This is a genomic window from Candidatus Accumulibacter meliphilus (genome assembly GCF_036625345.1).
In the GTDB taxonomy this organism is placed as follows: domain Bacteria; phylum Pseudomonadota; class Gammaproteobacteria; order Burkholderiales; family Rhodocyclaceae; genus Accumulibacter; species Accumulibacter meliphilus.
The window spans coordinates 55,601-79,015 of sequence record NZ_JAZKTZ010000001.1; the positions used below are offsets into that span (position 1 = coordinate 55,601).

Here is a 23,415-nt window from a genome sequence, read left to right on the forward strand (position 1 = left end):
GGATCTCCTAAATTTCGTAGCGGGTTACGTCAGGGACATCCAGACCTTTGGCCAAAACCACTACGCCGCCGTTGCTGACCGTATAGCGGGCGCGGTCGGCGGCGGCATCGAAGCCAATGCGTGCGTTCGGCTCGACGACGTTGTAGCGGTCGACAATGACCCGCTTGAGACGCGAGCCACGGCGGATGACGGTGTAGTCCATGATCAGGCAGTCGTCGATCTCGACGTCTTCCTCGACGACGACTTCACGACGCAGCATCGAGTTGCTGATGCGCGCGTTCTTGATCAGCGAGCCGGCGGCGATGGTGCTGTTGCTGATGGTGCCGGAGATCAGTGGCGATGGTCCCTGGTAGGAACTCGAGTTGATGAACCATTTCGGATTGAAGAGGTTGAAGCGCGGCTTGACGCTGAGGACGTCGTAGTGGGCTTCGTAATAGGCGTCGATGTCGCCGACGTCACGCCAGTACGACTGTTCCTCGTAATCGGCGACACCGGGAACGTGGTTGTCAGCGAAGTTGTAGGCCAGGACCTGGTGCGTCTTGATCAGCCGCGGCAGGATGTGGTGGCCGAAATCGTGCTCGCCGTTCGCATGGGCCTCACGCAGCGCTTTCAGCAGGACGTCGGTATTGAACAGGTAGTTACCCATCGAGCCGTAGGCACGCGTCCGGTCGGTGAGCATCGCCGGTGGATTCGCCGGTTTCTCGAGGAAACTGCGGATGCGGTGTCGCTTGTCAGCGTCGATGATGCCGAAAGCCGAGGCAGCGGCCAGAGGCACCGGAATCGCCGCCACCGACACGTGCGCCGAATTCCGGCGGTGGAAATCGATCATCTGGCGCACGTCCATGCGGTAGATGTGATCGGCGCCGAAGACGGCGACCATGTCCGGCGAGTGGCGCTCGATGAGGTTGATGTTCTGGAAGACGGCGTCGGATGTCCCCTGGAACCACTCCGCACCGCCGCCGCGCATTTGCGGTGGCACGACGGTGACGAACTGGCCGGTGTAGGCATTGGAATTTCCCCAGGCCTTGGCGACGTGCTCGATCAGCGACTGCGACTTGTACTGAACCATCATGTAGATGCCGCGGATCTCCGAGTTCACCAGGTTACTGAGCACGAAGTCGGCGATCCGGTAGCGGCCGCCGAAAGGAACCGCCGGCTTGGAGCGTTGTGCAGTCAGAGGATGTAGCCGGGAACCCTGGCCGCCAGCCAGGACCATCGCAAGTACTTTCATGGTGTTCTCTCCTTAACGGGTAAAAATCAGCTGGGTTCTTGATCTTCGAGGTTCCTGAGCAGGCTGAAAAGGGGCACCGAGACCCAGTCTGGCCGGTTGCCCATTTCGTAGCGCAGCTCGTAGAGCGCTTTCTCGATCACGAAAAATTCGATCAGTCGTTCAGCGGCACCAGGCTCCTCCGGCCATGCCGGGCAGCCCTGCACGGCAGCGCGGTAGCCGCTCATGAAGGCAGCGCGGACCTGCTCCTCCCAGCTCGCGACCAGCGGCCCGGCACGATGGCGGTCGACCGGGTCTTCGTTGGTCAGGCGGTTGGTGGCCACCGCTGCCGCATAGCTAAACGAGCGCAGCATGCCGGCAACGTCGCGCAGCGGCGAATGCTTCTGGCGACGCTCGTCCATTGAACGCGCGGGTTCGCCCTCGAAGTCGATGATCACGAAATCCTCGTCCACGCGCAGCACCTGGCCGAGGTGGTAGTCGCCGTGATAGCGCATCTTGGCGGCGCTGATGCCGGCCAGTGCCTGCGGCGAAATGCGGTCCAGGAGCACCGAGCGCAAGCCGGACAGGCGATCGCAGCCTGCGCGCACCTCCTCGGGGAAATCCTCGCTGCGCCGTTCGATTTCGTCGAGTGTGGTCACGGCTTCGGCTTTGAGCGCGTTCGACCAGTTGCTCATGTCCTGCTCGGTGATCGGCTCGCGTTCGAAGGCAGCATCGCCGGTCGAACGACCGAAAGCCTGGTGCAGCTCACCGGTACGGCGGCCGAGCACCTCGATCAGGGTCAGGAAGTAGGCATGCGGGTTGCCGTCAAGCTCGGCGGAGGCGATGGCGACTTCGGAGAGGTAGCGTTCAAGGTAGTCGAGCGTGAAGTTCCAGCTGTCGCCCTGGTTCTTGGTATAGCCCTGCAATAGTGCCAGGGTCATCGTCTGGCCGTCGGCACGACGGATTTCGACCGAGCCGGCGACCGGCGCAATGTGCGCGTAGGGCGAGGTATCGGTCAGGAAGCGGCCGACTTCGACTTCAGGGTTGGTCCCCGTCTGCAGGCGACGATAGCCCTTGAGGAACAGTTTGTCACCAAAGTACACCGCGGTATTGCTCTGTTCCAGCGACGGATGACGTACCGGTGCGTCGAGTCCGGCGGCGAGCTTGGCAAAGGCCGGCGAGGCGTGGAACTCGAGGCGACCGCGGGCAAAGGGGATGGTCACGTTCCTGCCGATTCCCTCGGCCAGGTCGCGGCAGAAGCCGTCGGAGCCGAAGGCACCGTAAAGCAGGCCGGTGCGGTCCTGCTGGCGCACTCTGGCCAGCGCCCACGCGGCCAGCAAGGCACGCTCCTCTTCGCTGGTCTGGTCGTCCCAGCAGATCGCCAGCGGCAGGAAGTAGACCTGTGGCTCGATGCCGGCGCAGTGCACTTCGATGATGGTCAGCAACCAGCTGCCCTTGTCGGTATCCCACGGCGCCTGCTCGATGATCTTGATGCTCTCGATGGCGTGCCCCTTGCCGGCAAACCAGCGTTTGGTGAGCAGGTAGGGCGCCAGCACCTTGTGCTGCAACTGGTCGCGGGTGGTGGCGGCGATCGCCCGGCGCACGGTGGTGGCGGTGGTCTTGCCACCCGAGAAAGTCAGCCAGCCCTCGGTGAGCACCAGTACCGGCAGCTCGGCGCGAGCCAGGCGTTCTTCGTGCCAGTAGGGAACTTCGGCGTCGGTGGTCAGGCGGAAGCAGTAGGTGCCGTGGCCGGCCAGGGTCAGCAGGTAGGGCAGATCGCCGATCGGCGGGAAGGCCGAGCGGCCGGACAGTTCGACCGGCACGCGTCCCTTGAAAGCCATCAGGTCGAGTTCCACCGGCTGCGCGTTGCGCGACAGATTGACCACGCAGAGCAGGGTCTCGTCCTCGTATTCGCGCACATAGGCGAGAATCTTGCGGTTACCCGGTTCGAGGAAGATGATGCTGCCGCGGCCGAAAGCCTTGTAGTTCTTGCGCACTGCGATCAGGCGCTTGGTCCAGTGCAGCAGTGACGACGGATTGCGCGCCTGTGCTTCAACGTTGATCGCCTCGTAACCGTAGATCGGGTCCATGTTCGGCGGCAGGTAGAGACGCTGCGGATCGGCCCGGGAGAAGCCGGCGTTGCGGTCCGGGCTCCACTGCATCGGCGTGCGCACGCCGTTGCGATCGCCGAGGTAGATGTTGTCACCCATGCCGATTTCGTCACCATAATAAAGCACCGGTGAGCCGGGCAGGGTGAGGATCAGGAAGGTCACCAGTTCGATCTTGTGGCGGTTGTTGTCCATCAGCGGCGCCAGGCGGCGGCGGATGCCGACGTTGACGCGCATCCGCGGATCGGAGGCATAGGCCTTGTACATGAAGGCGCGTTCGCTCTCGGTGACCATTTCCAGGGTCAGTTCATCATGGTTGCGCAGGAAGATCGCCCACTGGCAGTTCTCGGGGATCTCCGGCGTCTGGTTCATGATCTCGATGATCGGATGGCGTTCTTCCTGGGCCACGGCCATGAAGATGCGTGGCATCACCGGGAAGTTGTAGGCCATGTGGCACTCGTCGCCGTCGCCGAAGTACTCGCGCACATCTTCCGGCCACATATTGGCCTCGGCGAGCAGCATGCGGTTCTTGTAGCGCGAATCAATGACTGCGCGGATCTGCTTGATGACTTCGTGCGTTTCGGGCACGTTCTCGTTGTTCGTGCCTTCGCGCACGCAGAGGTAGGGGATGGCATCGAGGCGCAGGCCGTCGACGCCCATATCCAGCCAGAAGCGCATGATCCGGATCACCGCTTTGACGACGTCCGGATTGTTGTGGTTGAGATCTGGCTGGTGCGAGAAGAAACGGTGCCAGTAGTAGGCCTTGGCGACGTCGTCCCAGGCCCAGTTCGACTTCTCGGTGTCGGTGAAGATGATGCGCGTTTCGGGAAACTTCTTGTCGGTATCCGACCACACGTAGAAATCGCGCTTTTTCGACCCGGCCGGGGCACGCCTTGCCGCCTTAAACCAGGGGTGTTGGTCAGAGGTGTGGTTGATGACCAGTTCGGTGATTACCCGCAGTCCGCGGCGATGGGCTTCGCGGATGAAGACGCGCGCGTCGTTGCGGTTGCCGTAGTCCGGACTGACATTGTGATAGTCGGAAATATCGTAGCCGTCGTCGCGCATCGGCGAGGGATAGAAAGGCAGCAGCCAGACCGTATTGACGCCCAGATCCTGGATGTAGTCGAGCTTCTCGGTCAGGCCCTTGAAATCACCGATGCCGTCGTCGCCACTGTCCTTGAAGGCTTTTACGTGCAATTCATAGATGATCGCGTCCTTGTACCAAAGGGGATCGTTTTCCCAGGTCAGTTCAGCCGCTGCGGCGGCTTTTTCCATCAATTCGTTGGCCATTTGTATCATTTCCTCCACTCAGGGGAAGTCATCAAGGTCAGGTGTCTCGTCGCAACGAGAAGGGGGTTGTCAGCAATTGTGTCGACCGCCTGGCAAGGCGTACCGGCGGCGAGCCGGTACGGCCAGGGGCTGTTTTTATCCGGTCGGCCCGACCGTTTTGCAGGTCCGGGCGGATGATGGTGGGCAGGGCGTCATTGTCGATCACAGCATGAAGTGGTCAAGCATGACGGGATTGTCGAGCGCAGGCAAGGGGGATGCACGACCGCAGCTCTGGCCCGGATTCCCTCTAGCGTGGGCAGGGCGAAAACGTCATCGCTCATGAAAGGGCTTGGTTCTCGGGGATCGGCTTGAAGACCAGCACTGCCAGCGGCGGCACGGTCAGCGACAGGGAATGGAAATAGCCATGCGCGGCGTGCAGCGAGGCCTCGACCTGACCAAGGTTACCCATGCCACTGCCGCCATAGAGGGGGGCGTCGCTGTTCAGCACTTCCTGCCACTGGCCGCCGCGCGGCGCGCCAACGAGGTAGTCGTGGCGCGGTACCGGCGTAAAGTTGCAGACCACCAGCACGGTGTCGTCGCGGTGTTTGCCGTAGCGCAGGAAGCTGACGACGCTTTCCTCCCAGTTCTGGGCATCGATCCAGGCGAAGCCGTCGCTGTTGAAATCGCGCTCATGCAGCCCCTTTTCCTGGCGATAGACACGGTTGAGGTCTTTGACCCAGGACTGCACGCCAGCGTGCAGCGGGTATTGCAGGATGTGCCATTCGAGGCTTTCCTCGTGCTGCCATTCGCGGCGCTGGCCTATTTCGCCGCCCATGAACAGCAGCTTCTTGCCGGGATGGGTCCACATCAGGCCATAGAGCAGGCGCAGGTTGGCGAACTGCTGCCACTCGTCACCCGGCATCTTGCCGATCAGCGCGCCCTTGCCATGCACCACTTCGTCGTGTGATAGCGGCAGGACGAAATTTTCGGTGAACGCGTACCAGATCGTGAACGTCAGCTTGTCGTGCTGGTATTTGCGGAATAGCGGCTGCAGCTGGAAATATTTCAGGGTGTCGTTCATCCAGCCCATGTTCCACTTCATGCCGAAACCCAGGCCACCCATGTAGGTCGGGCGCGACACCATCGGCCAGGCGGTCGACTCTTCGGCCATCGTCTGCACGTCCGGATGGTCGCGATAGACGGCTTCGTTGAGGCTGCGCAGAAAACTCATCGATTCGAGGTTTTCGCGGCCGCCGTGTTCGTTGGGTATCCATTCGCCTTCCTCGCGCCCGTAGTCGAGGTAAAGCATCGAGGCGACGGCGTCGACGCGCAGGCCGTCGATGTGGTACTTGTCGAGCCAGAACAAGGCGCTGGACATCAGAAAGCCGCGCACTTCGTTGCGCCCGAGGTTGAAGATCGAGCTTTTCCAGTCAGGGTGGAAGCCCTGCCGCGGATCTTCGTGCTCGTAGAGGCAGGTGCCGTCGAAGTTGGCCAGGCCATGGCCATCGGCGGGAAAGTGCGAGGGCACCCAGTCCAGGATGACGCCGATCCCGGCCTGATGCAGGGTGTCGATCAGGAACATCAGGTCTTCCGGTGTCCCGTAGCGGGCCGTCGGCGCGAAATAGCCCGTTGTCTGATAGCCCCATGAGCCATAGAAGGGATGCTCCATCACCGGCATCAGTTCGACGTGGGTGAAGCCCATTTCCTGGACGTAGGCGGTCAACTGATGAGCCATTTCACGGTAGCTCAGCGAGCGGTTGTCGTCCTCGGGAATGCGCCGCCAGGAACCGAGATGCACTTCGTAGATCGACAGCGGCGCATCGAGGGCATTGATCGCCCGGCGCTTGGCCATCCATTCGCTGTCGCTCCAGCTGTAGTCGAGGGTGCACAGGCGCGAAGCGCTGCGTGGCGGCTCCTCGGACTGGCGGGCAAAGGGGTCGGCTTTCTCCTGCGTACCGTGCCGGCTGCTGATCTGGAACTTGTAGCTGTCGCCCAGCGCCGGGCCGGCGATGAAACCCTCCCAGATGCCCGAATGATCGGGGCGACGCAGAAGGTGGTGATTGCCGGCCTGAAAATTGTTGAAGTCGCCGACCACCGACACGTTCTCGGCATTGGGTGCCCAGACGCTGAACTGGAAACCGCGTTGGCCCCCTTTTTCCGCGGCGTGCGCGCCGAAACGGTCGTAGAGCCGGGTGTGCTTGCCCTCGCGAAAGAGGTAGATGTCCTGGTCGCTGAACAGGCTGTGGGCAAGGACGGGTTTTGTGACTTTCATTGCGTACCTCCGGGGTGTTGCGTGGCGCCTTCCATGGTCAGGTGCAAGGACGGGCTTGAACCGTCCTTGGCCTGTCCGGGATAGACGGTGAGATGCGGATAGGGAATCTCGATGGCGGCAGTGTCGAAAGCGTCTTTGAGGCGGCGCAGGTATTCGCGGCGAACGGTCCACTGTTCGATGGCCACGACCTTGAAGCGGCAGCGCAGGATGACCGCCGAATCGCCCCAGGACTCGACACCGACGATCTCGACGTCGTCAAGAATCTTGGTCGCGAAAGCAGGGTCTGCGCGCAACTCGGTACCGACGCTACGCATCACCGCGAGCGCCTGATCGACGCTCTCGCGATAGGCGACGCCGACGTCGACCACTGCCTGCGCGAATCCGCGGGTCATGCTGGTGACGGTGCTGATGCTGCCGTTCGGAACAAAGTGCACGTGGCCATCGTAGTTGCGCATGCGCACATAGCGCAAAGTAATTTCCTCGACCATGCCGCTCTTGCCGCCCGCTTCGACGACATCGCCCAGGCGGATCTGGTTCTCGAGCAGCAGGAAGAAGCCCGAGAAGTAATCCTTGACCAGGCTCTGCGCGCCAAAACCGACGGCGAGGCCGACGACACCGGCAGCGCCGAGGATCGGGGCAACGGAAACGCCCACTTCGGCCAGCACCAGGACGCCGGCGACCAGCGAAATGATCACCGAGACGGCGTAGCGGCAGACGCGGCCCAGGGTCTCCGCTCGCTGTACCTCTTCGCTATCGCGAATGCTGCGGCTGATGTAAATACGGAAGGTTCGGATCAGCTTGTGTGAAAAAGCCATCGCCAGCCAGGCAAGCACGAGGATCAGGCTGATGCGCAAGGTCGAGGTTATCGTCGGCGAGAGGTGCTGGCCGACGGAAAGAATTTGCTCGAGGATTGCTTTGTCCATATACCTCCAGGTTGACAAGCGTCAGGTGAAAATTTCGCTTGTGAAAATAGTTTGCGCAGAATAGTATTGCATAAAACCAGTTCTCTGGCAACGCAAGGGTTTGCACAATGACTCACACAAGCAAGGATGGTTCGCAGGAGCAGGTCGCTGACAGGCAGGGCCCGGACGGGGCCGCTACGATCCGCGAGGGCGCGGACGACACTTTCGGCAAGCTGTTGCAACTGGTGCGCTCGGTTCAGAATGGCATGCAGAATATCGACGACCGGCACGGCCTGAGTGGTTCGCAGCTCTGGGCCCTGTGGCAAATTTCGGCCCGCCCCGGCCTGCGTGTCTCGCAGCTCGCCAGTGCACTGCATATCAAGCCTTCTACCGCCAGCAACCTGCTCGACAAGCTGGAACTGCGCCAGTTGGTCCGCCGCGAAAGGCGCGACACGGACAACCGTGTCGTCCGTCTGCATCTCACGGATGCCGGCATCGAAGTCGTCAAGGATATTCCTGGCCCGATGCAGGGCCGGCTGCGCGGTGCCCTGGGAAAAATGCCGCAACCCGTGCTCGGGAATCTGCGGCAGGGGATTTCGTCGCTGCTGGAGCTGATGGGCGAGTCAACGCGTCACGGCGCGGTGCAGCCGAAAGCCTGAGCGTTTGCACGGCTGAATGTTTGCGTGCGGCCGGCGCCTCTTCCTGCCCGGCGGCGACACAATCGGCGTTGCTGTCTTCTGCGCAGCTACGGTAATTCGTCAAGCCCGACCATCGCCAGATGGTCGGTCACGCCCCACGCTTCCATGCGCCAACTGTCGCCCGATGGCGCTCACCCAGTTGATGCCGGCGTTGGGGATCAGGAAATCGCGCGGCTGGCGCAAGGAGGTGCCGCGCACCACGCGGTTGACGATGTCCAGCACGCCGCCGTGCGTCACCACCGCGATCGTCTGGCCACGGTGCTCGTCGACCAGGCGCCGCAAACCGGTGCTGACCCGCAGGTGCAGTTGCTGCAGACTCTCGCCGCCGTACGGAATCACGAAATCCGGCACCCGCTCTTCGAACAGCGAATACACGTCCGGGTAGCGGCTCCGCGACTGCTCGTAGGTCAGCCCTTCGAAAAGCCCGTAGCGTCGCTCACGAAATTCCGGCCGCAGGATCGGCGCCAGCTTCAGGGCACCGGCCAGGCCTTGCGCCGTTTGCCGCGCCCGTAGCAGATCGCTGCTGTAGAGCGCCTCGATGGCCAGCGGCGACAGCCACCGCGCAGCGGCCTCCGCCTGCGCCAGCCCCGCCTCATTCAGGCCAACGTCGATATTCCCCTGAATTCGCTTTTCCGCGTTCCAGGATGTTTCGCCATGACGGACAAGGCAGATGCGGGTGGCTTCCATAAGATATTCATTCACGAGCAGAGTTGGCGACCGTCATCGGCCGAGGGACGATCAGGACGTCGCCAGCGTGCAGCCTCGCTCGGTCGGCTTCGCAAGAAGCAGATTCTAAGCCATTTGCAAGGACCGCTCCGCGCCTCCCTAGAAATCAAAGCCCCCGCCCACCCGCCCGCTGCTCCCCTCCCCCTCGCGGGGGAGGGCCGAGTTGATGAAACTCTGCGCCGTCCTCTACGTACTCCCCTTGTTGGCGCGCGTCGCAAGGCCGTGACCTCGTATTTGCAAGGATGGCTAGAGATGAACGCTTCTGAATTGATTTTTATCGGTATTGACGTCGACAAAGAGACTCTTGAGGTCGCGGTCGACGATAAATCAATGACCATAGTCAAATCGGGTATCCCGTGGAACCCAGAACATCGCAAATGCGCCTGAAAACGCTTGACTTCGAATACAGTTGCTCTTCCCCCGGACCTTCTCCCGCAGAGGGGACAAGGGAGTTTCGTGAGTCGCTCGCGCGACTTTTACAGAGTGGGAGGCGACTGCTTGAGCGGCGACTATTCCGGGTTGAGCTCTTCCCAGGCGCGAACGTGCTCTGGCTCCAGCAGGTGCCGTATCTGGGCAACGGCAGATCGGAGGCGAGCGAGGATGGACACGGGGACTCGTCGCCATGCCTCCTCGATGGCCCCGGGATGGTTTTCCCCAAGCACGGCAAGAAGGACCGCGGCCTGGAAACGGTCCTTTTCCGACTGGCCCCCCCGATTTGTGCGCAGCTGGGACACCATCAGCTTGTGCAGGGCAAAGCGCTCGGGCAAGGGCACGCGCACCATGCAGCAGCCTTCCCTCGCCATCAACAGACTCATTTGTGAATCGGCCAGAAGATAACCCAGGTAGGGCAAAGCCGTGGCGTGAGCTTGCAGTTCAGGCACCGCTACCACCTGAAAATCTTCCCCGGCGGACGGTACCAGCAGATCCACATGGAAACGGCTTCTGCCCCTTTCCTTAAACGAGGTGGACGGCTGCCGAGCATCCAGCTGCGGTACTTCGATGAAGGGAATCCCGGTGGACTGCAGCATCTCCAGGAAACTGGCTTCTGGAAGTGCGGGAAAGGCCAGTTTCTCCCGCCGGGCAATGTCTATGTCTTCCGTGGCATAGGGAGCACCGGCCGCACCGAGTTGGTTCAGGAGCAGGCCGTAGGCATGCGAGCCGATGAGTACCCCTCCCGCCTGAAATACGCCGTGGTTGTACAGGCTGGCCAGGGTCGCGTAGGTCTTGGCATTGACCAGTGCAAAGCCTTCCCGCCCCAGAAGCCGCAGTGAGATCGTAGCGGCTTTGGTGTCGGTAATGGCCAGCCGCAGAGCCTGGGCCAGCGAATCTGCTGCGGAGCTTCCAACGGGGCCAGCCAGGTAACGCTCCCGCTTCTTGCCGTCGCCGTCGTAGAACTGGTGGGCGTAAAAGCGAAACCCATCAGCATTGCTACGCTCCAGTACGCTCCCGGCCGTGCCGACGAACACCCTGGACTGCGCGCGGGCGTGATTTTCCAAGTCGGCAAGAAGCACGGTCAGGGCGGGTAGATGGGGGCGGTACAGTGTGGGCATGGGAGGTTTGCCGAGTATCCGTCAACGCATAAGAGTAGTGGGTACAGCAAACACGCGTCAACTGACTGCGCGCTGCACCAGTTGGCGTATGTGGCGAACGCCGAGCGCCGCAACGACGACAACGATCGGAATCGCGATCCCGGTGACGATTTCCGGATTGACCGGTGCGCCCGCCGCCTTGACGGCCTTGGCCGCGTAGCCGACCAGGCCGACCACGTAGTAGCTGACCGCGGCCACCGACAAGCCTTCCACCGTTTCCTGCAGGCGCAACTGCAGTTTCGCGCGGTGTGCAGCGGTGCTGAGCAGCGCCTGGTTCTGCCGCTGCAAGGCGATGTCGACACGCGTGCGCAACATTTCGCTGGCGCGACTGATCCGTTCCGAGAGGCTGTCCTGGAGCCTGGCCACGGTTTCGCAGGTGCTCATCGCCGGCCGCAGGCGGCGTTCGACAAACTCGCCGATTGGTTGCACGCCTTCCACACGCACTTCCCGCAGTTCGGCAAGGCGGCGTTCGACCAGGTCCTGGTAGGCACGTGCCGCGCAAATCCGGCCCAGGGTGGACGAAATGGTGCCTTCGACGACCGCGGCAAGCCGCGTCAGCCGGTCGAGGAGGGCGGGTTCGTCCTCACTTCTGACCTCAACCATCTCGTTGAGGAGCTCCGAGAGCTGGCGGTCGGCATCGGCCAGCACCGGCAAGGTGCTCCTGGCCACCGGGAGGGTGAGCAGAGCGCGCATCAGATAGGTTTCCACTTCCAGCAAGCGCTGCACCATTCGTCCCGCCTGGCGCGGGGTGAGGCTGATGTCGTCGATCAGGAAGCGGCTGAAGCCGTCTGCGTGGATGCGGAAGTCGGCGCGCACGCTGGCGACGCCGTCGCCGACGCGGCCGCCGACGAGCGGGTTGCCGTCAAACAGGCTGGCCAGTTCCTCGCTGTCGGGCGTTGCCGCCGGTGCCTTGCGTAGCGCGACGTGCGCTGCCACCAGCACCTGCCCCGGCAGCTGGTCGAGCCAGGCCCGGGGGACGCTGGCGATTACCGGCTGGGCGAAGGGCTCGCCGGACTCGCCCTGGCGAAAGAAAGTGTAGCTGCTGCACTCGGCGCGCCGCTCCCACTTGAGTCGGAAGGTGCCAAGATCGACCTTGAAGTGATTGACTTCCGGTGCCGGCGCAGTGACGCCGTAGCGCGTGCATAGCTCGACGATGCTTTCGTATTCGGCTTGCCTGTTCGCCGGGTCGGTGGCCAGCGCCAGATACGAGGCCTGCTCGGGGATGCTCAGCGCTTCCGGGGGGCGGGCATGCAGCTCATAGTTGAGCGCAAAGCGCAGCGGGTGATTGCTAGGTTTCGTCACATGAGTCCTTTGTTTGTTGGCGGAAGGGCTGGCGGATTTACGCCAATGCTCACTCTAACGTCTCGCACCGGCATCCGTTGACCTTGCCATGCTGCAAAGCAGCAACGAAGTAATGGCCGTTGCATCATGCCTGTGGCAATGCGTGGTCGGATTTTTACAGCGTAGTTGTTGCGAGCGCACATGCAATGCTGGCGCGCAGGGAAAGTCTGCGCCTGCGTCACGCCAGGACGTTCGCCGCCAGTGATCTGCCAGCGTTGCAACTGCGTGATTATACGAGGCCAAAGATGCAATGCCAGGATTTGCCCCGCTGCCCGGCCGGCTGCCCGGGCGTGGCAACGCATTGCGCCATGGCCATCCGAGCTTGCCAAGCGCCCCCGTCGCCAAATTGCTGCAGCGCAACTTTTATAAGTGTTCGCTATTGCCTATAGTGATGAGTCAGTCGCAGCGGGAGAGAAGACTGCGGCGTCGTTCAGCAGAATCTCATTGATCTGTTCATAGAGGAGACGTCATGCAGAAATCCTTGCACATCGACCCGGGCAAATGCACCGGCTGCCTGCAGTGTGAAATGGCCTGCTCGTATGAGCACACCGGGGCTTTCAACCCGTCGCGGTCATTGATCAAAGTTTTCGATTTTCACCACGAAGGCCGCAAGGTTCCCTACACCTGCACCCAGTGCGCCGAAGCCTGGTGTCTCAACGCCTGTCCGGTCGAGGCGATCAAGATCGACGCCACGACCGGCGCCAAAGTGGTGCTGGACGCGGTCTGCGTCGGCTGCAAGGTGTGCACCATTGCCTGCCCATTCGGCACGGTCAATTACAGCCACGAAACCGGCAAGGTCCAGAAATGCGACCTCTGCGGCGGCGACCCGGCCTGTGCCGACGCCTGTCCGACGGACGCCATCACCTATATCGACAGCGACTGGACCGGCCTCGAGCGGATGCGCAAATGGGCGCAGAAGACCGATAGTGCGGCACGGGTTTGAGGAGAAACGACCATGGCATGGACTCGCAAGATTCTTCGCATCAACCTCACCCAGGGCAGCTGCAGCAGCGAAGCGCTGAATATGGAGTGGGCGGCCCAGTACCTCGGGCAACGTGGGCTGGCCAGCAAGTATCTGGTCAGTGAAATCGACCCCAGGGTGGACCCGCTGTCGCCAGAGAACAAGGTCATCTACGCCACCGGGCCGCTGACCGGAACCATGGCCTCGACCGGCGGCCGCTATTCGGTGGTCACCAAGGGACCCTTGACCGGGGTGATCGCCTGTTCGAACTCGGGCGGCTTCTTCGGGGCCGAGCTGAAGTTCGCCGGCTGGGACATGATCATCGTCGAAGGCAAGTCGCCGACGCCGGTCTATCTGCATATCGAGAACGAACGCGCCGAGCTGCTGCCGGCGGACGACCTCTGGGGAACGACCGTCTGGTCGACCGAGGCGACGCTCAAGAAGCGTCACCAGGATCCCCTGCTGCGCGTTTCGAGCATCGGTCGCGCGGGAGAAAATCAGGTTCTTTTCGCGGCTATCGTGAACGACTTGCATCGCGCCGCCGGTCGCTCCGGCGTGGGTGCGGTGATGGGCTCGAAGAATCTCAAGGCGATCGCCGTGCGTGGCACGCGTGGTGTCGGCAACATCGCTGATCCCAAGGCTTTCATGGCGGCAGCGACCGCCGGCAAGAAAGTGCTCGCCGAGAACGCGGTCACCGGCCAGGGCCTGCCGACCTACGGTACGCAGGTGCTGATGAACGTGATCAACGAAATGGGCGCTTTGCCGACGCGCAACCATCGTGACGTCGAGTTCGAAGGCGCACGCAAGATCTCCGCCGAAGCGATGCACGAGAAACGCGCCAGCGATGGCCGCGCGCATCTGGTCACCAATCAGGCCTGTTTTGGCTGCACCATCGCCTGTGGGCGGATTTCGCGCATCGACGAAAGCCATTTTTCCGTGGAAACCAGGCCCGAGTACTGGGGCGCCAACGGCGGTCTCGAGTACGAAGCCGCCTGGGCGCTCGGTAGCGCCAACGGCGTCGATGATCTCGAAGCGCTGCAATTCGCCAATCTGCTGTGCAACGAAGACGGCATGGACCCGATTTCCTTCGGCGCCACCGTCGGCGCGGTCATGGAGCTTTACGACCTGGGCATCCTGAGCAAGGAAGAAATCGGCCTTGAGGTGCCTTTCGGCTCCGCCGAAGCGCTGTGCAAACTGGCTGAAATGACGGCGCGTGGCGAAGGCTTCGGGAAAATCCTCGGCCAGGGATCGAAGCGGGTGTGTGCCAGGTACGGCAAGCCCGAGCTGTCGATGACCGTCAAGGGGCAGGAGTTCCCGGCCTACGACGGGCGCGCCCTGCAAGGCATGGGGCTGGCCTACGCGACCTCGAACCGCGGCGCCTGCCATCTGCGCGGTTACACGGTTTCCAGCGAAGTGTTCGGCATCCCGGTCAAGACCGACCCCAGGGAAACCGCCGGCAAGCCGGAAATGCTGAAGGCGTTCCAGGATGCGACCGCGGTCGTCGATTCGAGTGGCCTGTGCGTGTTCACCACCTTCGCGTGGACCATGAACGACATCCAGCCGCAGATTCAGGCGGCCTGCGAAGGCGACTGGTCGCAGGATTCGCTGTTGCAGATGGGCGAGCGCATCTGGAATCTTGAACGCGACTTCAACCTCGCTGCGGGAATCACCGGCAAGGACGATACCCTGCCGCCGCGGCTGCTCAACGAACCGTGCAAGACCGGCGGTTCGAAAGGCATGGTCGCCGAAATCGGCAAGATGCTTCCCGAGTACTACAGCCTGCGCGGCTGGACCCCCGAGGGCGTGCCGACGGCGGCCACCCGCTCGCGCCTGGGTCTGTGAAGTGATCAGGCACCTGATCATCGGCAACGGCCCGGCCGGGGTCGTTGCCGCCGAGACGCTGCGCCGCGCCGATGCGCAGGCCGAAATCACGCTGATCGGCGACGAAGCCGAGCCGCCCTACTCGCGGATGGCGATTCCCTACCTGCTGAGCGGCAAGATCGCCGAGCCCGGCACCTATCTGCGCAAGGATGCCGATCACTTCGAGCGCTTGCGCATCCAGTTGCTGCACGGGTGCGTTGCCGGACTCGACGCCGGGCAGCAGACGGTCACCCTGGCCGACGGCAGCACGCTTGCCTGGGACAAGCTGTTGATCGCCACCGGCGCGCATCCGGTACGTCCCCCGATCCCCGGTATCGACCTGCCGCAGGTGCTGTCGTGCTGGACCCTGGCCGATGCGCGCCGCATTGCCGCGGCGGTCGCCCCGGGGGCGCGCGTTCTGCAGATGGGCGCTGGCTTCATCGGTTGCATCATTCTGGAGTCGCTGGCCGCGCGCGGCCCGCAGCTGACGGTCGTCGAAATGGGCGAGCGCATGGTGCCGCGCATGATGGACGAGGTGGCCGGGGCGATGATTCGTCGCTGGTGCGAGGGAAAAGGTGTGCTGGTCAAAACCGGCCGGCGGGTGGTTTCGATCGAGCCCGCCGGCGAGGCCTTGCGGGTCACGCTCGATGACGGCGAGAGCGTCGAGGTTGACGCCCTGATCAATGCCACCGGCGTCAAGCCGAACGTCGATTTCCTCGCCGGCAGCGGGGTCGCTGTCGATATCGGCATCCTTGTCGATGACTCGATGCAGACCAGCGTCGCCGGCATTTATGCCGCCGGCGATGTCGCCGAAGCGGTCGAGTTTGGCACCGGTCGCCGCGTCGTCAATGCCATTCAGCCCGACGCCGTCGAGCAGGCGCGCATTGCCGCCTTGAACATGGCCGGCCAGTCGGCAGCCCTGCCCGGCACCTTCGTCTTCAACGTCCTCGACACCATGGGCCTGATCTCCGCTTCCTTCGGGCAGTGGCAGGAGTTTCCCGGTTGCAGCTCGGCGCAATTGCTCGACGAAGCGGAGTACCGCTATCTGCGGCTGGTTTTCGACGGCGAGCAACTGGTCGGCGCCAACAGCATTGGTCACAGCGAGAACATCGGCGTCCTGCGCGGCCTGATTCAGGGGCGGGTTCGCCTCGGCGACTGGAAAGCGCGTTTGCTGGCCAACCCGCTGCTGCTCAGTGAAGCCTACCTCGCCAAGGGTTTGGCGGCGACGCAGTAATGCCCATCGCCAGACCCGCGCCCATGCCGATCACCCTCAAGCTGTACGCCTTTCTTTCGGATTATCTGCCTGCCGAAGCGCGGCGAAGCAATGCCGTCGCTCTCGACGTTCCCGAGCAGACCACCGTCGCTGCGCTGATCGCCACCTGGGCGCTGCCGCCGCGTCTGGTGCATCTGGTCCTCCTCAATGGCGAGTTCATTCCCCCGCAAGCGCGTGCTGAGCGCGCGCTGATCGCCGGCGATGTGCTGGCCATCTGGCCGCCGATCGCCGGCGGTTAGGCCTGTGGACCGCTGGTGCCGCAATTCGCGATGACTCTGGCGCTGCCCGAGTTCGAGCGCCAGCTGCAACCGCTGCTGCCTGACTGGCTGGTGCAGCAGCCGGCCGACGGCTGTTGGCATCTGCAACAGGGCGAGCGCAGCGTCGACATCCGCTGCCGTCCTCTGCCGGCCCTGCAGGTCGGCATCCTGCAGTTGCCGCGTCTCGACGTAGCGATCGAATTCTCGGGAGCCAGTGCCGAACAGCAGGCCGCTTTCATCGACGACTTTCAGCGCCATTTCCGACGTGGCGGCGGCTGATGTGATAGCATTCTTCGTGGCGGGTCTCCCCGCATCGCAGGATGGTCAACCTGGTCAGGTCCGGAAGGAAGCAGCCACAGCCGTCTTATGTGAGTGCCGGGGGTAAGGCTCGCCACCTTCATTTCTGCCTGGCGCTTGTTTTGTCGCGTTCTGCGTCGCTTCTTCCGCTTCTCCAGCCTCCGCAGGCTTCCGCTCATGCCCCCGTTTCTGCAGGTCGCAAATCGTCAGCTTCCGTCCATTGCTGCTGCCGGAGTGGTCAGTGCCATCTGCTAGAATCCGCTCATGAGTTACCAAGTCCTGGCGCGCAAATGGCGCCCACGAAGCTTCGCCAGCCTGGTTGGCCAGGAACACGTGGTGCGGGCACTGACGCACGCGCTGACCTCGCAGCGCTTGCACCACGCGTATCTGTTTACCGGTACCCGTGGCGTCGGCAAGACGACGCTGGCCAGGATCCTGGCCAAGGCCCTCAATTGCGAGACCGGCGTCAGCGCCACGCCCTGCGGCATCTGTTCGGCGTGCCAGGAAATCGACAGCGGGCGTTTCGTCGATCTGCTCGAAGTGGACGCGGCGACCAACACCAAGGTCGACGAGATGCGCGAGCTGCTCGAGAATGCGGTGTACGCGCCGACACGTGGTCGCTTCAAGGTCTATGTCATCGACGAAGTGCACATGCTCTCGAATTCGGCGTTCAATGCCATGCTGAAGACGCTCGAAGAGCCGCCGGAGCACGTCAAGTTCATCCTGGCGACCACCGACCCGCAGAAGATTCCGGTGACCGTTCTGTCGCGCTGCCTGCAGTTCAACCTCAAGCAAATGACGCAGCCGCTGATTGCCGGCCACCTCAAGCAGGTCCTCGAAGCCGAGGCGATCAGCGCCGAAGGTGGAGCGCTGCAGTTGCTGGCCCGCTCGGCCGCCGGCAGCATGCGTGACGCGCTGTCGCTGCTCGATCAGGCGATCGCGCATGGTTCCGGCAAGGTCGAGGAAGTGCAGGTGCGCGAGATGCTCGGTGCCGTTGATCTCGATCACCTGTTGTCGATTGTCGGCGCCTTGCTGGCCGGCGATGCCGCGGCGATGTTGCAGGTGGCCGACGAGATGGCAGCACGTAGCCTGTCCTTCGACGCCGCCCTTCAGGAAATGGCTGCCCTGTTCACTCGCCTGCAGATCGCCCAGCTGGCGCCGCAAGCGATTGCCGAGGACCTGCCCGAGCGACTGCGCATCGAGGAGCTGGCGGCCGCTCTCGACCCCGAGTTCGTGCAGCTTGCCTACCAGATTGCCATCCATGGTCGCCGCGAACTGCCTCTGGCGCCTGACGAGCAGGCCGGTTTTGTCATGACCCTGTTGCGCCTGCACGCTTTCCGCCCGGCGCTGGCCAGCGACGATTCCCCTGCTCGCCCGCGCGCGATCCCCGTGACCCGCGCTGAGCGTTCGGCCGCGAGCCCCTCGCCGGCGTCAGCATCGCGTGCCGTGCCACGCGCTGCGTCGCCCGCCTTGTCGTCAAGCTCCGCTGCGCTCGCCCGAGCAGCCCCGGCGGCAGCAAGCGAAGCGCCGGCGGCCGTTGTGCCGGCGGCACCGATCGCAACAGCTGCCGTGGCCGTCGCCGTGTCGCCGCCACCCACGCCAGCGACTACCGGCGACTGGCACGAAATCCTGGCCACACTCAAGGTCGGCGGCATGGCCCGCGAACTGGCCCAGCACTGCGAACTGCGCGAATTGCAGGCGGGGCGAATCATCCTTCGTCTCGCCCCAGCACATCGCCACCTGCTCATGAAACCCGCACAGGACAAGCTGCAGCAGTTGCTGGCCGAGCGTTTTGGCGGCCCCTTGCAGTTGGCTATCGAACTCGAAGCCACGACTGGCGAGACGCCGGCGGCGAGCGCGCAGCGCGACCGTCGTCAGCGCCAGGATCGCGCAATCGCGGCGGTGGAGCAGGACGGCTTTGTCCGCGAGGTGATCGAGATGTTCGACGCCACCCTGATCGAATCTTCCATAAAACCCGTTTAAACCCCCTACCCCAGAGCGAGGCAACAAAGATGATGAAAGGCGGAATCGCCGGCCTGATGAAACAGGCTCAGCAGATGCAGGAGAACATGAAGAAGGCGCAGGACGAGCTGGCCCAGCTTGAAGTCGAAGGCCAGTCCGGCGCCGGCATGGTCAAGATCTTGATGACCTGCAACCACAATGTCCGTCGGGTGAGCATCGATCCGTCGGTGATGGACGACAAGGAAATGCTCGAAGACCTGGTTGCGGCCGCGCTCAACGACGGCATACGGCGCGCCGAGGAGCTCTCTCAGGAGCGCATGTCCGGTTTCTCCGCAGGGCTCAATCTGCCGCCCGGGATGAAACTGCCTTTCTGATGAATGCTCCGTCGAGTCTCGAAGCGCTGATCGAGGCTTTGCGTTGTTTGCCAGGCGTTGGGCCGAAGTCGGCTCAACGCATGGCCTACCACCTGTTGCAGAACGAGCGAGCCGGTGCCGGGCGTCTGGCCGATGCGTTGCAGCGGGCGCTTGGCGCCCTGCGCCACTGTCAGCGCTGTAACACGCTCACCGAGTCCGAAATCTGTGTTCGCTGCCTGTCGAGCAAGCGCGATGCCAGCCAGCTCTGTGTCGTCGAAACGCCGATCGACATGAACATGATGGAGCAGACGCACGCCTATGCGGGGCTGTACTACGTGCTCATGGGGCGCGTTTCGCCGCTCGACGGCATCGGCCCCGGCGAGTTGCACCTCGAACGCCTGCTGGCGCGCGCCAGCGATGGTGTGGTGCGCGAAGTGATCATCGCCACCAATTTCACCAACGAAGGCGAAGCGACCGCCCACTACCTTTCGGAAATGCTCAAAAGCCGCGGCGTCAGCGTCTCGCGCATCGCGCGCGGGGTGCCGGTGGGCGGCGAGCTCGAATACGTCGATGCGGGAACGCTGGCGCAGGCCCTGCGCGAGCGCCGCCCGCTTGTCTCGTAGACGGCCGGGCGGCTGCCGGGCGGCACCCGCACCGGCGCTGAGTGCGCCGTCGACCAGGGCCGACACTTCTGCGCACTCGCTGCCGGAAGCGCCGCGCCGATAGCAGTCCGGGCCAGCCGGCAAATTTTCTCTGCATCGACTTTAGCGTATAATGCCGCGGTTTAGTTCGTACCAACTTTCCATTACGTGCTAGGGATCAGCGCTATGAGCAATGAGAGCAAAGTGGACTGCGGAAGGCGGCGACTGGTCGTCGCGACCGCGGCCGTTGGCGGGGCGGGGGCGCTGGTCGCGCTGGTACCTTTCCTGTCCAGCATGCTGCCATCCGAGCGGGCCAAGGCAGCCGGCGCGCCGGTCGAAGTCGATGTCGGCAACCTCGAACTCGGTCAGATGATGACCGTCGAGTGGCGAGGCAAACCGGTGTGGATCATCAACCGCAACAAGCCGATGCTCGAGACGCTACCCGAGCTCAACGACCAGATGGCCGACCCCAACTCCGAAAAGGACATGCAGCCGGAGTATTGCAAGAACGAGACGCGCTCGATCAAGCCCGAGTACATGGTCGTCGTCGGCATCTGCACTCACCTCGGTTGCTCGCCTTCGGCAAAATTCAAGCATGGTCCGGCAGACGGCATGGCTGCCGACTGGGTCGGCGGTTTCCTGTGTCCCTGCCACGGTTCCCACTTCGACTTTGCCGGCCGCGTCTACAAGAGCCAGCCGGCACCAACCAACCTTGAGGTGCCGCCGCACATGTATTTGTCGGACACGCGCATTCTCATTGGTGAACACAAGAAGGGAGCCTAAGCGATGGCATCGAATACCAACTTCGAGAAATACAAGTCGGACGGTTCCCTGCAGGGCAATCTGCTGGAGTGGTTCGACGCCCGCTTCCCGGCGACGTCGATGTGGCGCGGCCACCTCTCCGAGTACTACGCACCGAAAAACTTCAACTTCTGGTATTTCTTCGGCTCGCTGGCGATGTTGGTGCTGGTCATCCAGATCGTTACCGGCATCTTCCTGGTCATGCACTACAAGCCAGACGCCTCGCTCAACGCCGATGGTATTCCGATCGCTTTCGCCAGCGTCGAATACATCATGCGCGATGTGCCCTGGGGGTGGTTGGTCCGCTACATGCACTCGACCGGGGCCTCGGCCTTCTTCCTGGTTGTTTACCTGCACATGTTCCGTGGCATGCTTTACGGTTCCTATCGGCAGCCGCGCGAGCTGATCTGGGTCTTTGGCACACTGCTCTTTCTGTGCCTGATGGCCGAAGCCTTCATGGGCTACCTGCTACCCTGGGGACAAATGTCCTTCTGGGGCGCACAGGTGATCGTCAACCTCTTCTCGGCCATCCCGCTGGTCGGCGAGCCGCTGTCGATCTGGATTCGCGGCGATTTCGTCGTCGGCGATGCTACGCTCAACCGCTTCTTCTCCTTCCACGTCATTGCCGTGCCCCTGGTGCTTCTCGGCCTCGTGGCCGCGCACATCCTGGCGCTGCATGAAGTCGGTTCGAACAACCCGGACGGCGTCGAAATCAAGAAACGCACGACCCCCGAAGGCATACCGCTCGACGGCATCCCTTTCCACCCCTATTACTCGGTGAAGGATATCGTCGGTGTGGTGGTCTTCCTGATGGTCTTCTCGATCATCGTCTTCTTCGCTCCCGAAGGCGGTGGCTACTTCCTCGAGTACAACAACTTCCTCCCCGCCGATCCGCTGAAGACGCCGGCGCACATCGCCCCGGTCTGGTACTTCACGCCTTACTACTCGCTTCTGCGGGCGATGGTTTGGCCGCTGTTCGGCATCGACGCCAAGTTCTGGGGTGTCGTGGCGATGGGTGGCGGTGTCGTGATCCTGGCCTTCCTGCCGTGGCTGGACCGTAGCCCGGTCAAGTCGATCCGTTATCGTGGTCCGATCTTCAAGACCCTGCTGACGATCTTCGTGATCTCCTTTTTCATCCTTGGCTTCCTTGGCACGAAAGCACCGTCCTACGCTTTCTTCGGCGTCATTCCCGGTGCTCCGGTGGCGCAGCTTCTCAGCCTGTACTACTTCCTCTTCTTCCTGACCATGCCGTGGTGGTCGAAGATCGACAAGTACAAGCCGGAACCTGATCGCGTGACGATGTAAAGGAAAGCACAAAATGAAAAAATTGCTCACTGCATTGCTCGTCGCTCCGGCCATTGCCTTTGCCAGCGGCGCCGCTCTTCATCTTGACAAGGCACCGGAGGCGCAGCGCGACAATGCCGCGCTGCAAAGTGGCGCCAGGACGTTTGTCAACTACTGTATGAACTGCCACGGCTTGAGCTTTGTCCGCTACAACCGTCTGACCGAGATCGGCCTTTCCGAGCAGGAGATCAAGGATCACCTCTTGTTTACGGCTGACAAGATCGGCGAGAAGATGCGCGTTGCCGCCCGCCCTGCCGAGCAGAAAATCTGGTTCGGAGCGACGCCGCCCGATCTGTCTCTGGTCGCCCGCGCGCGTGCTTCCGAGGACGGTAGCGGTGCCGACTGGTTGTACACCTATCTGCGCTCGTTCTACCGCGACGAAAAGCGGCCGACCGGTTGGAACAACCTGGTTTTCGAGAACGTTGGCATGCCGCACGCTCTTTGGCAGTTGCAGGGGATACAGGTCCTGAATAGCGATCACCATCTCGAGCTGGCCACTCCCGGCACGCAAACGCCCGCCGAGTACGACAAGACCGTTGCCGATCTGGTTGGCTTCCTGGTCTGGGCGGCGGAGCCGGATGCCGGTTTTCGCAAGCAACTCGGTTTCGGTGTCCTGGCCTACCTCCTGGTTCTCTTCGGCTTCGCCTACAAGATGAAGAAGAATTACTGGAAAGACATCAAGTAACTGAAGCATAACGCCGCGTTTCGGGCTACGGCATCGCCGGCGAGGGCGCGACAAGCGCTCGCTCCCGCCGCGATGCCGATTCGTTTTTAGCGGTCATGACATGTCGAGATACCCAAGATCATGAAGGTCATGACCGTCCCCCTCTTCCCCTGGCCCTTCTCCCGCAGGGGGCGAAGGGAGATTCGTGAGTTGCGTACGCAACTTCCACATTAAGGGTATTGATCATGATGAATCTCTATTCGGGAAGCACCTGCCCGTTCAGTCACCGTTGCCGAATTGTGCTCTACGAAAAAGGCATGGATTTCCAGGTGATCGATGTCGATCTCTTCGCCAAAGCCGAAGAGATCGCCATCATCAACCCCTACGGTCGTGTGCCGGTCCTTGTCGAGCGGGACCTCATCCTCTATGAGCCGAACATCATCAACGAGTACATCGACGAGCGCTTTCCGCATCCGCAGTTGATGCCCGCCGACCCCATCATGCGGGCACGGGCGCGGCAACTGCTGATCACCATGGAGCGCGAAGTTTTCGCCTATATCGAGCCTCTCGAGAAAAATGGCAAGACAGCCGATCGCGCTCGCCAGCAGATCCGCGACCGTCTCACCGAGATGTCGCCGGTATTCGTCAAGCAGAAGCACATGCTCGGCGAAGAGTTCTCGATGCTCGACGTGGCCATCGCGCCGCTGCTCTGGCGGCTCGACCACTACGGCATCGAACTTTCGAAAACTGCCTTGCCGCTTTTGAAGTACGGCGAGCGCATCTTCAGCCGTCAGGGCTTCATCGATGCGCTGACGCCCTCCGAAAAAGCGATGCGCAAGTAGCGCGCAGCACGGACTGCACAGGGCGTTGCCGTTCGCCGGTGGCGTCCG

At 62.6% G+C, this 23,415-nt stretch carries 21 protein-coding genes and 1 other RNA gene; 15 read left to right on the plus strand and 7 right to left on the minus strand.

Annotated elements, in window-relative coordinates; translation table 11 throughout:
• Nucleotides 1-7: 7 nt before the first annotated feature.
• From V5B40_RS00220 to V5B40_RS00235, 4 genes are all read right to left on the minus strand, one after another.
• Nucleotides 8-1,231, minus strand: a complete 1,224-nt coding sequence (locus V5B40_RS00220; protein ID WP_332352577.1) for a glucose-1-phosphate adenylyltransferase — start codon at nucleotides 1,229-1,231, stop codon at nucleotides 8-10.
• Between the two features lie 26 nt (nucleotides 1,232-1,257).
• Nucleotides 1,258-4,605: a maltose alpha-D-glucosyltransferase gene (gene treS, locus V5B40_RS00225; RefSeq protein WP_332352578.1), complete on the minus strand. Its 3,348-nt coding sequence runs from the start codon at nucleotides 4,603-4,605 to the stop codon at nucleotides 1,258-1,260.
• 316 nt (nucleotides 4,606-4,921) lie between these two features.
• Nucleotides 4,922-6,856: a 1,4-alpha-glucan branching protein GlgB gene (gene glgB, locus V5B40_RS00230; RefSeq protein WP_332352579.1), complete on the minus strand. Its 1,935-nt coding sequence runs from the start codon at nucleotides 6,854-6,856 to the stop codon at nucleotides 4,922-4,924.
• Nucleotides 6,853-7,779 carry a mechanosensitive ion channel family protein gene (locus V5B40_RS00235; RefSeq protein WP_332352580.1) on the minus strand — a complete coding sequence of 309 codons (927 nt, stop codon included), beginning with the start codon at nucleotides 7,777-7,779 and terminating at the stop codon, nucleotides 6,853-6,855. The genes glgB and V5B40_RS00235 overlap by 4 nt, the downstream gene beginning before the upstream one ends.
• Nucleotides 7,780-7,886: 107 nt before the next feature.
• On the opposite strand from V5B40_RS00235, the gene V5B40_RS00240 reads away from it, so the two are divergent.
• Nucleotides 7,887-8,417: a MarR family winged helix-turn-helix transcriptional regulator gene (locus V5B40_RS00240; RefSeq protein ID WP_332352581.1), complete on the plus strand. Its 531-nt coding sequence runs from the start codon at nucleotides 7,887-7,889 to the stop codon at nucleotides 8,415-8,417.
• A gap of 99 nt (nucleotides 8,418-8,516) precedes the next feature.
• Here the strand turns inward: V5B40_RS00240 and V5B40_RS00245 are convergent, their stop codons facing one another.
• Nucleotides 8,517-9,143 (minus strand): histidine phosphatase family protein, encoded by a 627-nt coding sequence (locus V5B40_RS00245; protein WP_332352582.1) that lies wholly within the window; start codon nucleotides 9,141-9,143, stop codon nucleotides 8,517-8,519.
• On the opposite strand from V5B40_RS00245, the gene V5B40_RS00250 reads away from it, so the two are divergent.
• Complete coding sequence (locus tag V5B40_RS00250; RefSeq protein ID WP_332352583.1) at nucleotides 9,111-9,569, plus strand: hypothetical protein; 459 nt, start codon at nucleotides 9,111-9,113, stop codon at nucleotides 9,567-9,569. The genes V5B40_RS00245 and V5B40_RS00250 overlap by 33 nt on opposite strands.
• 122 nt (nucleotides 9,570-9,691) lie before the next feature.
• Here the strand turns inward: V5B40_RS00250 and V5B40_RS00255 are convergent, their stop codons facing one another.
• Entirely contained in the window at nucleotides 9,692-10,732 is a 1,041-nt protein-coding gene (locus V5B40_RS00255; protein WP_332352584.1) for a GSU2403 family nucleotidyltransferase fold protein, read from the minus strand.
• Between the two features lie 57 nt (nucleotides 10,733-10,789).
• Complete coding sequence (locus V5B40_RS00260) at nucleotides 10,790-12,073, minus strand: DUF3422 family protein (protein WP_332352585.1); 1,284 nt, start codon at nucleotides 12,071-12,073, stop codon at nucleotides 10,790-10,792.
• Between the two features lie 508 nt (nucleotides 12,074-12,581).
• On the opposite strand from V5B40_RS00260, the gene V5B40_RS00265 reads away from it, so the two are divergent.
• From V5B40_RS00265 to V5B40_RS00325, 13 genes are all read left to right on the plus strand, one after another.
• Nucleotides 12,582-13,055, plus strand: coding sequence for a 4Fe-4S dicluster domain-containing protein (locus tag V5B40_RS00265; RefSeq protein WP_046531634.1), 474 nt, complete (start codon nucleotides 12,582-12,584; stop codon nucleotides 13,053-13,055).
• Nucleotides 13,056-13,067: 12 nt separating this feature from the next.
• Nucleotides 13,068-14,915, plus strand: a complete 1,848-nt coding sequence (locus V5B40_RS00270; RefSeq protein ID WP_332352586.1) for an aldehyde ferredoxin oxidoreductase family protein — start codon at nucleotides 13,068-13,070, stop codon at nucleotides 14,913-14,915.
• Nucleotides 14,916-14,919: 4 nt separating this feature from the next.
• Nucleotides 14,920-16,167 (plus strand): NAD(P)/FAD-dependent oxidoreductase, encoded by a 1,248-nt coding sequence (locus V5B40_RS00275; RefSeq protein ID WP_332353215.1) that lies wholly within the window; start codon nucleotides 14,920-14,922, stop codon nucleotides 16,165-16,167.
• 23 nt (nucleotides 16,168-16,190) lie between these two features.
• Nucleotides 16,191-16,445, plus strand: coding sequence for a sulfur carrier protein ThiS (thiS, locus tag V5B40_RS00280; RefSeq protein ID WP_332353216.1), 255 nt, complete (start codon nucleotides 16,191-16,193; stop codon nucleotides 16,443-16,445).
• Between the two features lie 15 nt (nucleotides 16,446-16,460).
• On the plus strand, nucleotides 16,461-16,742 hold the full coding sequence (locus V5B40_RS00285; RefSeq protein ID WP_332352587.1) for a hypothetical protein: 282 nt from the start codon (nucleotides 16,461-16,463) through the stop codon (nucleotides 16,740-16,742).
• An 18-nt stretch (nucleotides 16,743-16,760) separates the two neighbouring features.
• Nucleotides 16,761-16,859, plus strand: an RNA gene (ffs, locus tag V5B40_RS00290) — signal recognition particle sRNA small type.
• Nucleotides 16,860-17,024: 165 nt separating this feature from the next.
• Nucleotides 17,025-18,743 (plus strand): DNA polymerase III subunit gamma/tau, encoded by a 1,719-nt coding sequence (dnaX, locus tag V5B40_RS00295; RefSeq protein ID WP_332352588.1) that lies wholly within the window; start codon nucleotides 17,025-17,027, stop codon nucleotides 18,741-18,743.
• Nucleotides 18,744-18,772: 29 nt separating this feature from the next.
• Nucleotides 18,773-19,096: a YbaB/EbfC family nucleoid-associated protein gene (locus tag V5B40_RS00300; RefSeq protein WP_332352589.1), complete on the plus strand. Its 324-nt coding sequence runs from the start codon at nucleotides 18,773-18,775 to the stop codon at nucleotides 19,094-19,096.
• Complete coding sequence (gene recR, locus V5B40_RS00305) at nucleotides 19,096-19,698, plus strand: recombination mediator RecR (RefSeq protein ID WP_169067154.1); 603 nt, start codon at nucleotides 19,096-19,098, stop codon at nucleotides 19,696-19,698. Before V5B40_RS00300 ends, recR begins: the two co-directional genes overlap by 1 nt.
• Before the next feature lie 204 nt (nucleotides 19,699-19,902).
• Nucleotides 19,903-20,499, plus strand: a complete 597-nt coding sequence (gene petA / locus V5B40_RS00310) for a ubiquinol-cytochrome c reductase iron-sulfur subunit (RefSeq protein ID WP_332352590.1) — start codon at nucleotides 19,903-19,905, stop codon at nucleotides 20,497-20,499.
• Between the two features lie 3 nt (nucleotides 20,500-20,502).
• Nucleotides 20,503-21,822 carry a cytochrome b gene (locus tag V5B40_RS00315; RefSeq protein ID WP_332352591.1) on the plus strand — a complete coding sequence of 440 codons (1,320 nt, stop codon included), beginning with the start codon at nucleotides 20,503-20,505 and terminating at the stop codon, nucleotides 21,820-21,822.
• Nucleotides 21,823-21,835: 13 nt separating this feature from the next.
• Nucleotides 21,836-22,546 (plus strand): cytochrome c1, encoded by a 711-nt coding sequence (locus tag V5B40_RS00320; RefSeq protein ID WP_332352592.1) that lies wholly within the window; start codon nucleotides 21,836-21,838, stop codon nucleotides 22,544-22,546.
• Between the two features lie 224 nt (nucleotides 22,547-22,770).
• Nucleotides 22,771-23,367 carry a glutathione S-transferase N-terminal domain-containing protein gene (locus tag V5B40_RS00325; protein ID WP_169067159.1) on the plus strand — a complete coding sequence of 199 codons (597 nt, stop codon included), beginning with the start codon at nucleotides 22,771-22,773 and terminating at the stop codon, nucleotides 23,365-23,367.
• The last annotated feature ends 48 nt before the right edge of the window (nucleotides 23,368-23,415 follow it).

Excerpts from the sequence above, each read along its gene's own strand:
- V5B40_RS00220 (WP_332352577.1), bottom strand. The coding sequence starts at position 1,231 with ATGAAAGTACTTGCGATGGTCCTGGCTGGCGGCCAGGGTTCCCGGCTA.
- treS (WP_332352578.1), bottom strand. The coding sequence starts at position 4,605 with ATGGCCAACGAATTGATGGAAAAAGCCGCCGCAGCGGCTGAACTGACC.
- glgB (WP_332352579.1), bottom strand. The coding sequence starts at position 6,856 with ATGAAAGTCACAAAACCCGTCCTTGCCCACAGCCTGTTCAGCGACCAG.
- V5B40_RS00235 (WP_332352580.1), bottom strand. The coding sequence starts at position 7,779 with ATGGACAAAGCAATCCTCGAGCAAATTCTTTCCGTCGGCCAGCACCTC.
- V5B40_RS00240 (WP_332352581.1), top strand. The coding sequence starts at position 7,887 with ATGACTCACACAAGCAAGGATGGTTCGCAGGAGCAGGTCGCTGACAGG.
- V5B40_RS00250 (WP_332352583.1), top strand. The coding sequence starts at position 9,111 with ATGACGGACAAGGCAGATGCGGGTGGCTTCCATAAGATATTCATTCAC.
- V5B40_RS00245 (WP_332352582.1), bottom strand. The coding sequence starts at position 9,143 with ATGGAAGCCACCCGCATCTGCCTTGTCCGTCATGGCGAAACATCCTGG.
- V5B40_RS00255 (WP_332352584.1), bottom strand. The coding sequence starts at position 10,732 with ATGCCCACACTGTACCGCCCCCATCTACCCGCCCTGACCGTGCTTCTT.
- V5B40_RS00265 (WP_046531634.1), top strand. The coding sequence starts at position 12,582 with ATGCAGAAATCCTTGCACATCGACCCGGGCAAATGCACCGGCTGCCTG.
- V5B40_RS00270 (WP_332352586.1), top strand. The coding sequence starts at position 13,068 with ATGGCATGGACTCGCAAGATTCTTCGCATCAACCTCACCCAGGGCAGC.
- thiS (WP_332353216.1), top strand. The coding sequence starts at position 16,191 with ATGCCGATCACCCTCAAGCTGTACGCCTTTCTTTCGGATTATCTGCCT.
- dnaX (WP_332352588.1), top strand. The coding sequence starts at position 17,025 with ATGAGTTACCAAGTCCTGGCGCGCAAATGGCGCCCACGAAGCTTCGCC.
- V5B40_RS00300 (WP_332352589.1), top strand. The coding sequence starts at position 18,773 with ATGATGAAAGGCGGAATCGCCGGCCTGATGAAACAGGCTCAGCAGATG.
- recR (WP_169067154.1), top strand. The coding sequence starts at position 19,096 with ATGAATGCTCCGTCGAGTCTCGAAGCGCTGATCGAGGCTTTGCGTTGT.
- petA (WP_332352590.1), top strand. The coding sequence starts at position 19,903 with ATGAGCAATGAGAGCAAAGTGGACTGCGGAAGGCGGCGACTGGTCGTC.
- V5B40_RS00315 (WP_332352591.1), top strand. The coding sequence starts at position 20,503 with ATGGCATCGAATACCAACTTCGAGAAATACAAGTCGGACGGTTCCCTG.
- V5B40_RS00320 (WP_332352592.1), top strand. The coding sequence starts at position 21,836 with ATGAAAAAATTGCTCACTGCATTGCTCGTCGCTCCGGCCATTGCCTTT.
- V5B40_RS00325 (WP_169067159.1), top strand. The coding sequence starts at position 22,771 with ATGATGAATCTCTATTCGGGAAGCACCTGCCCGTTCAGTCACCGTTGC.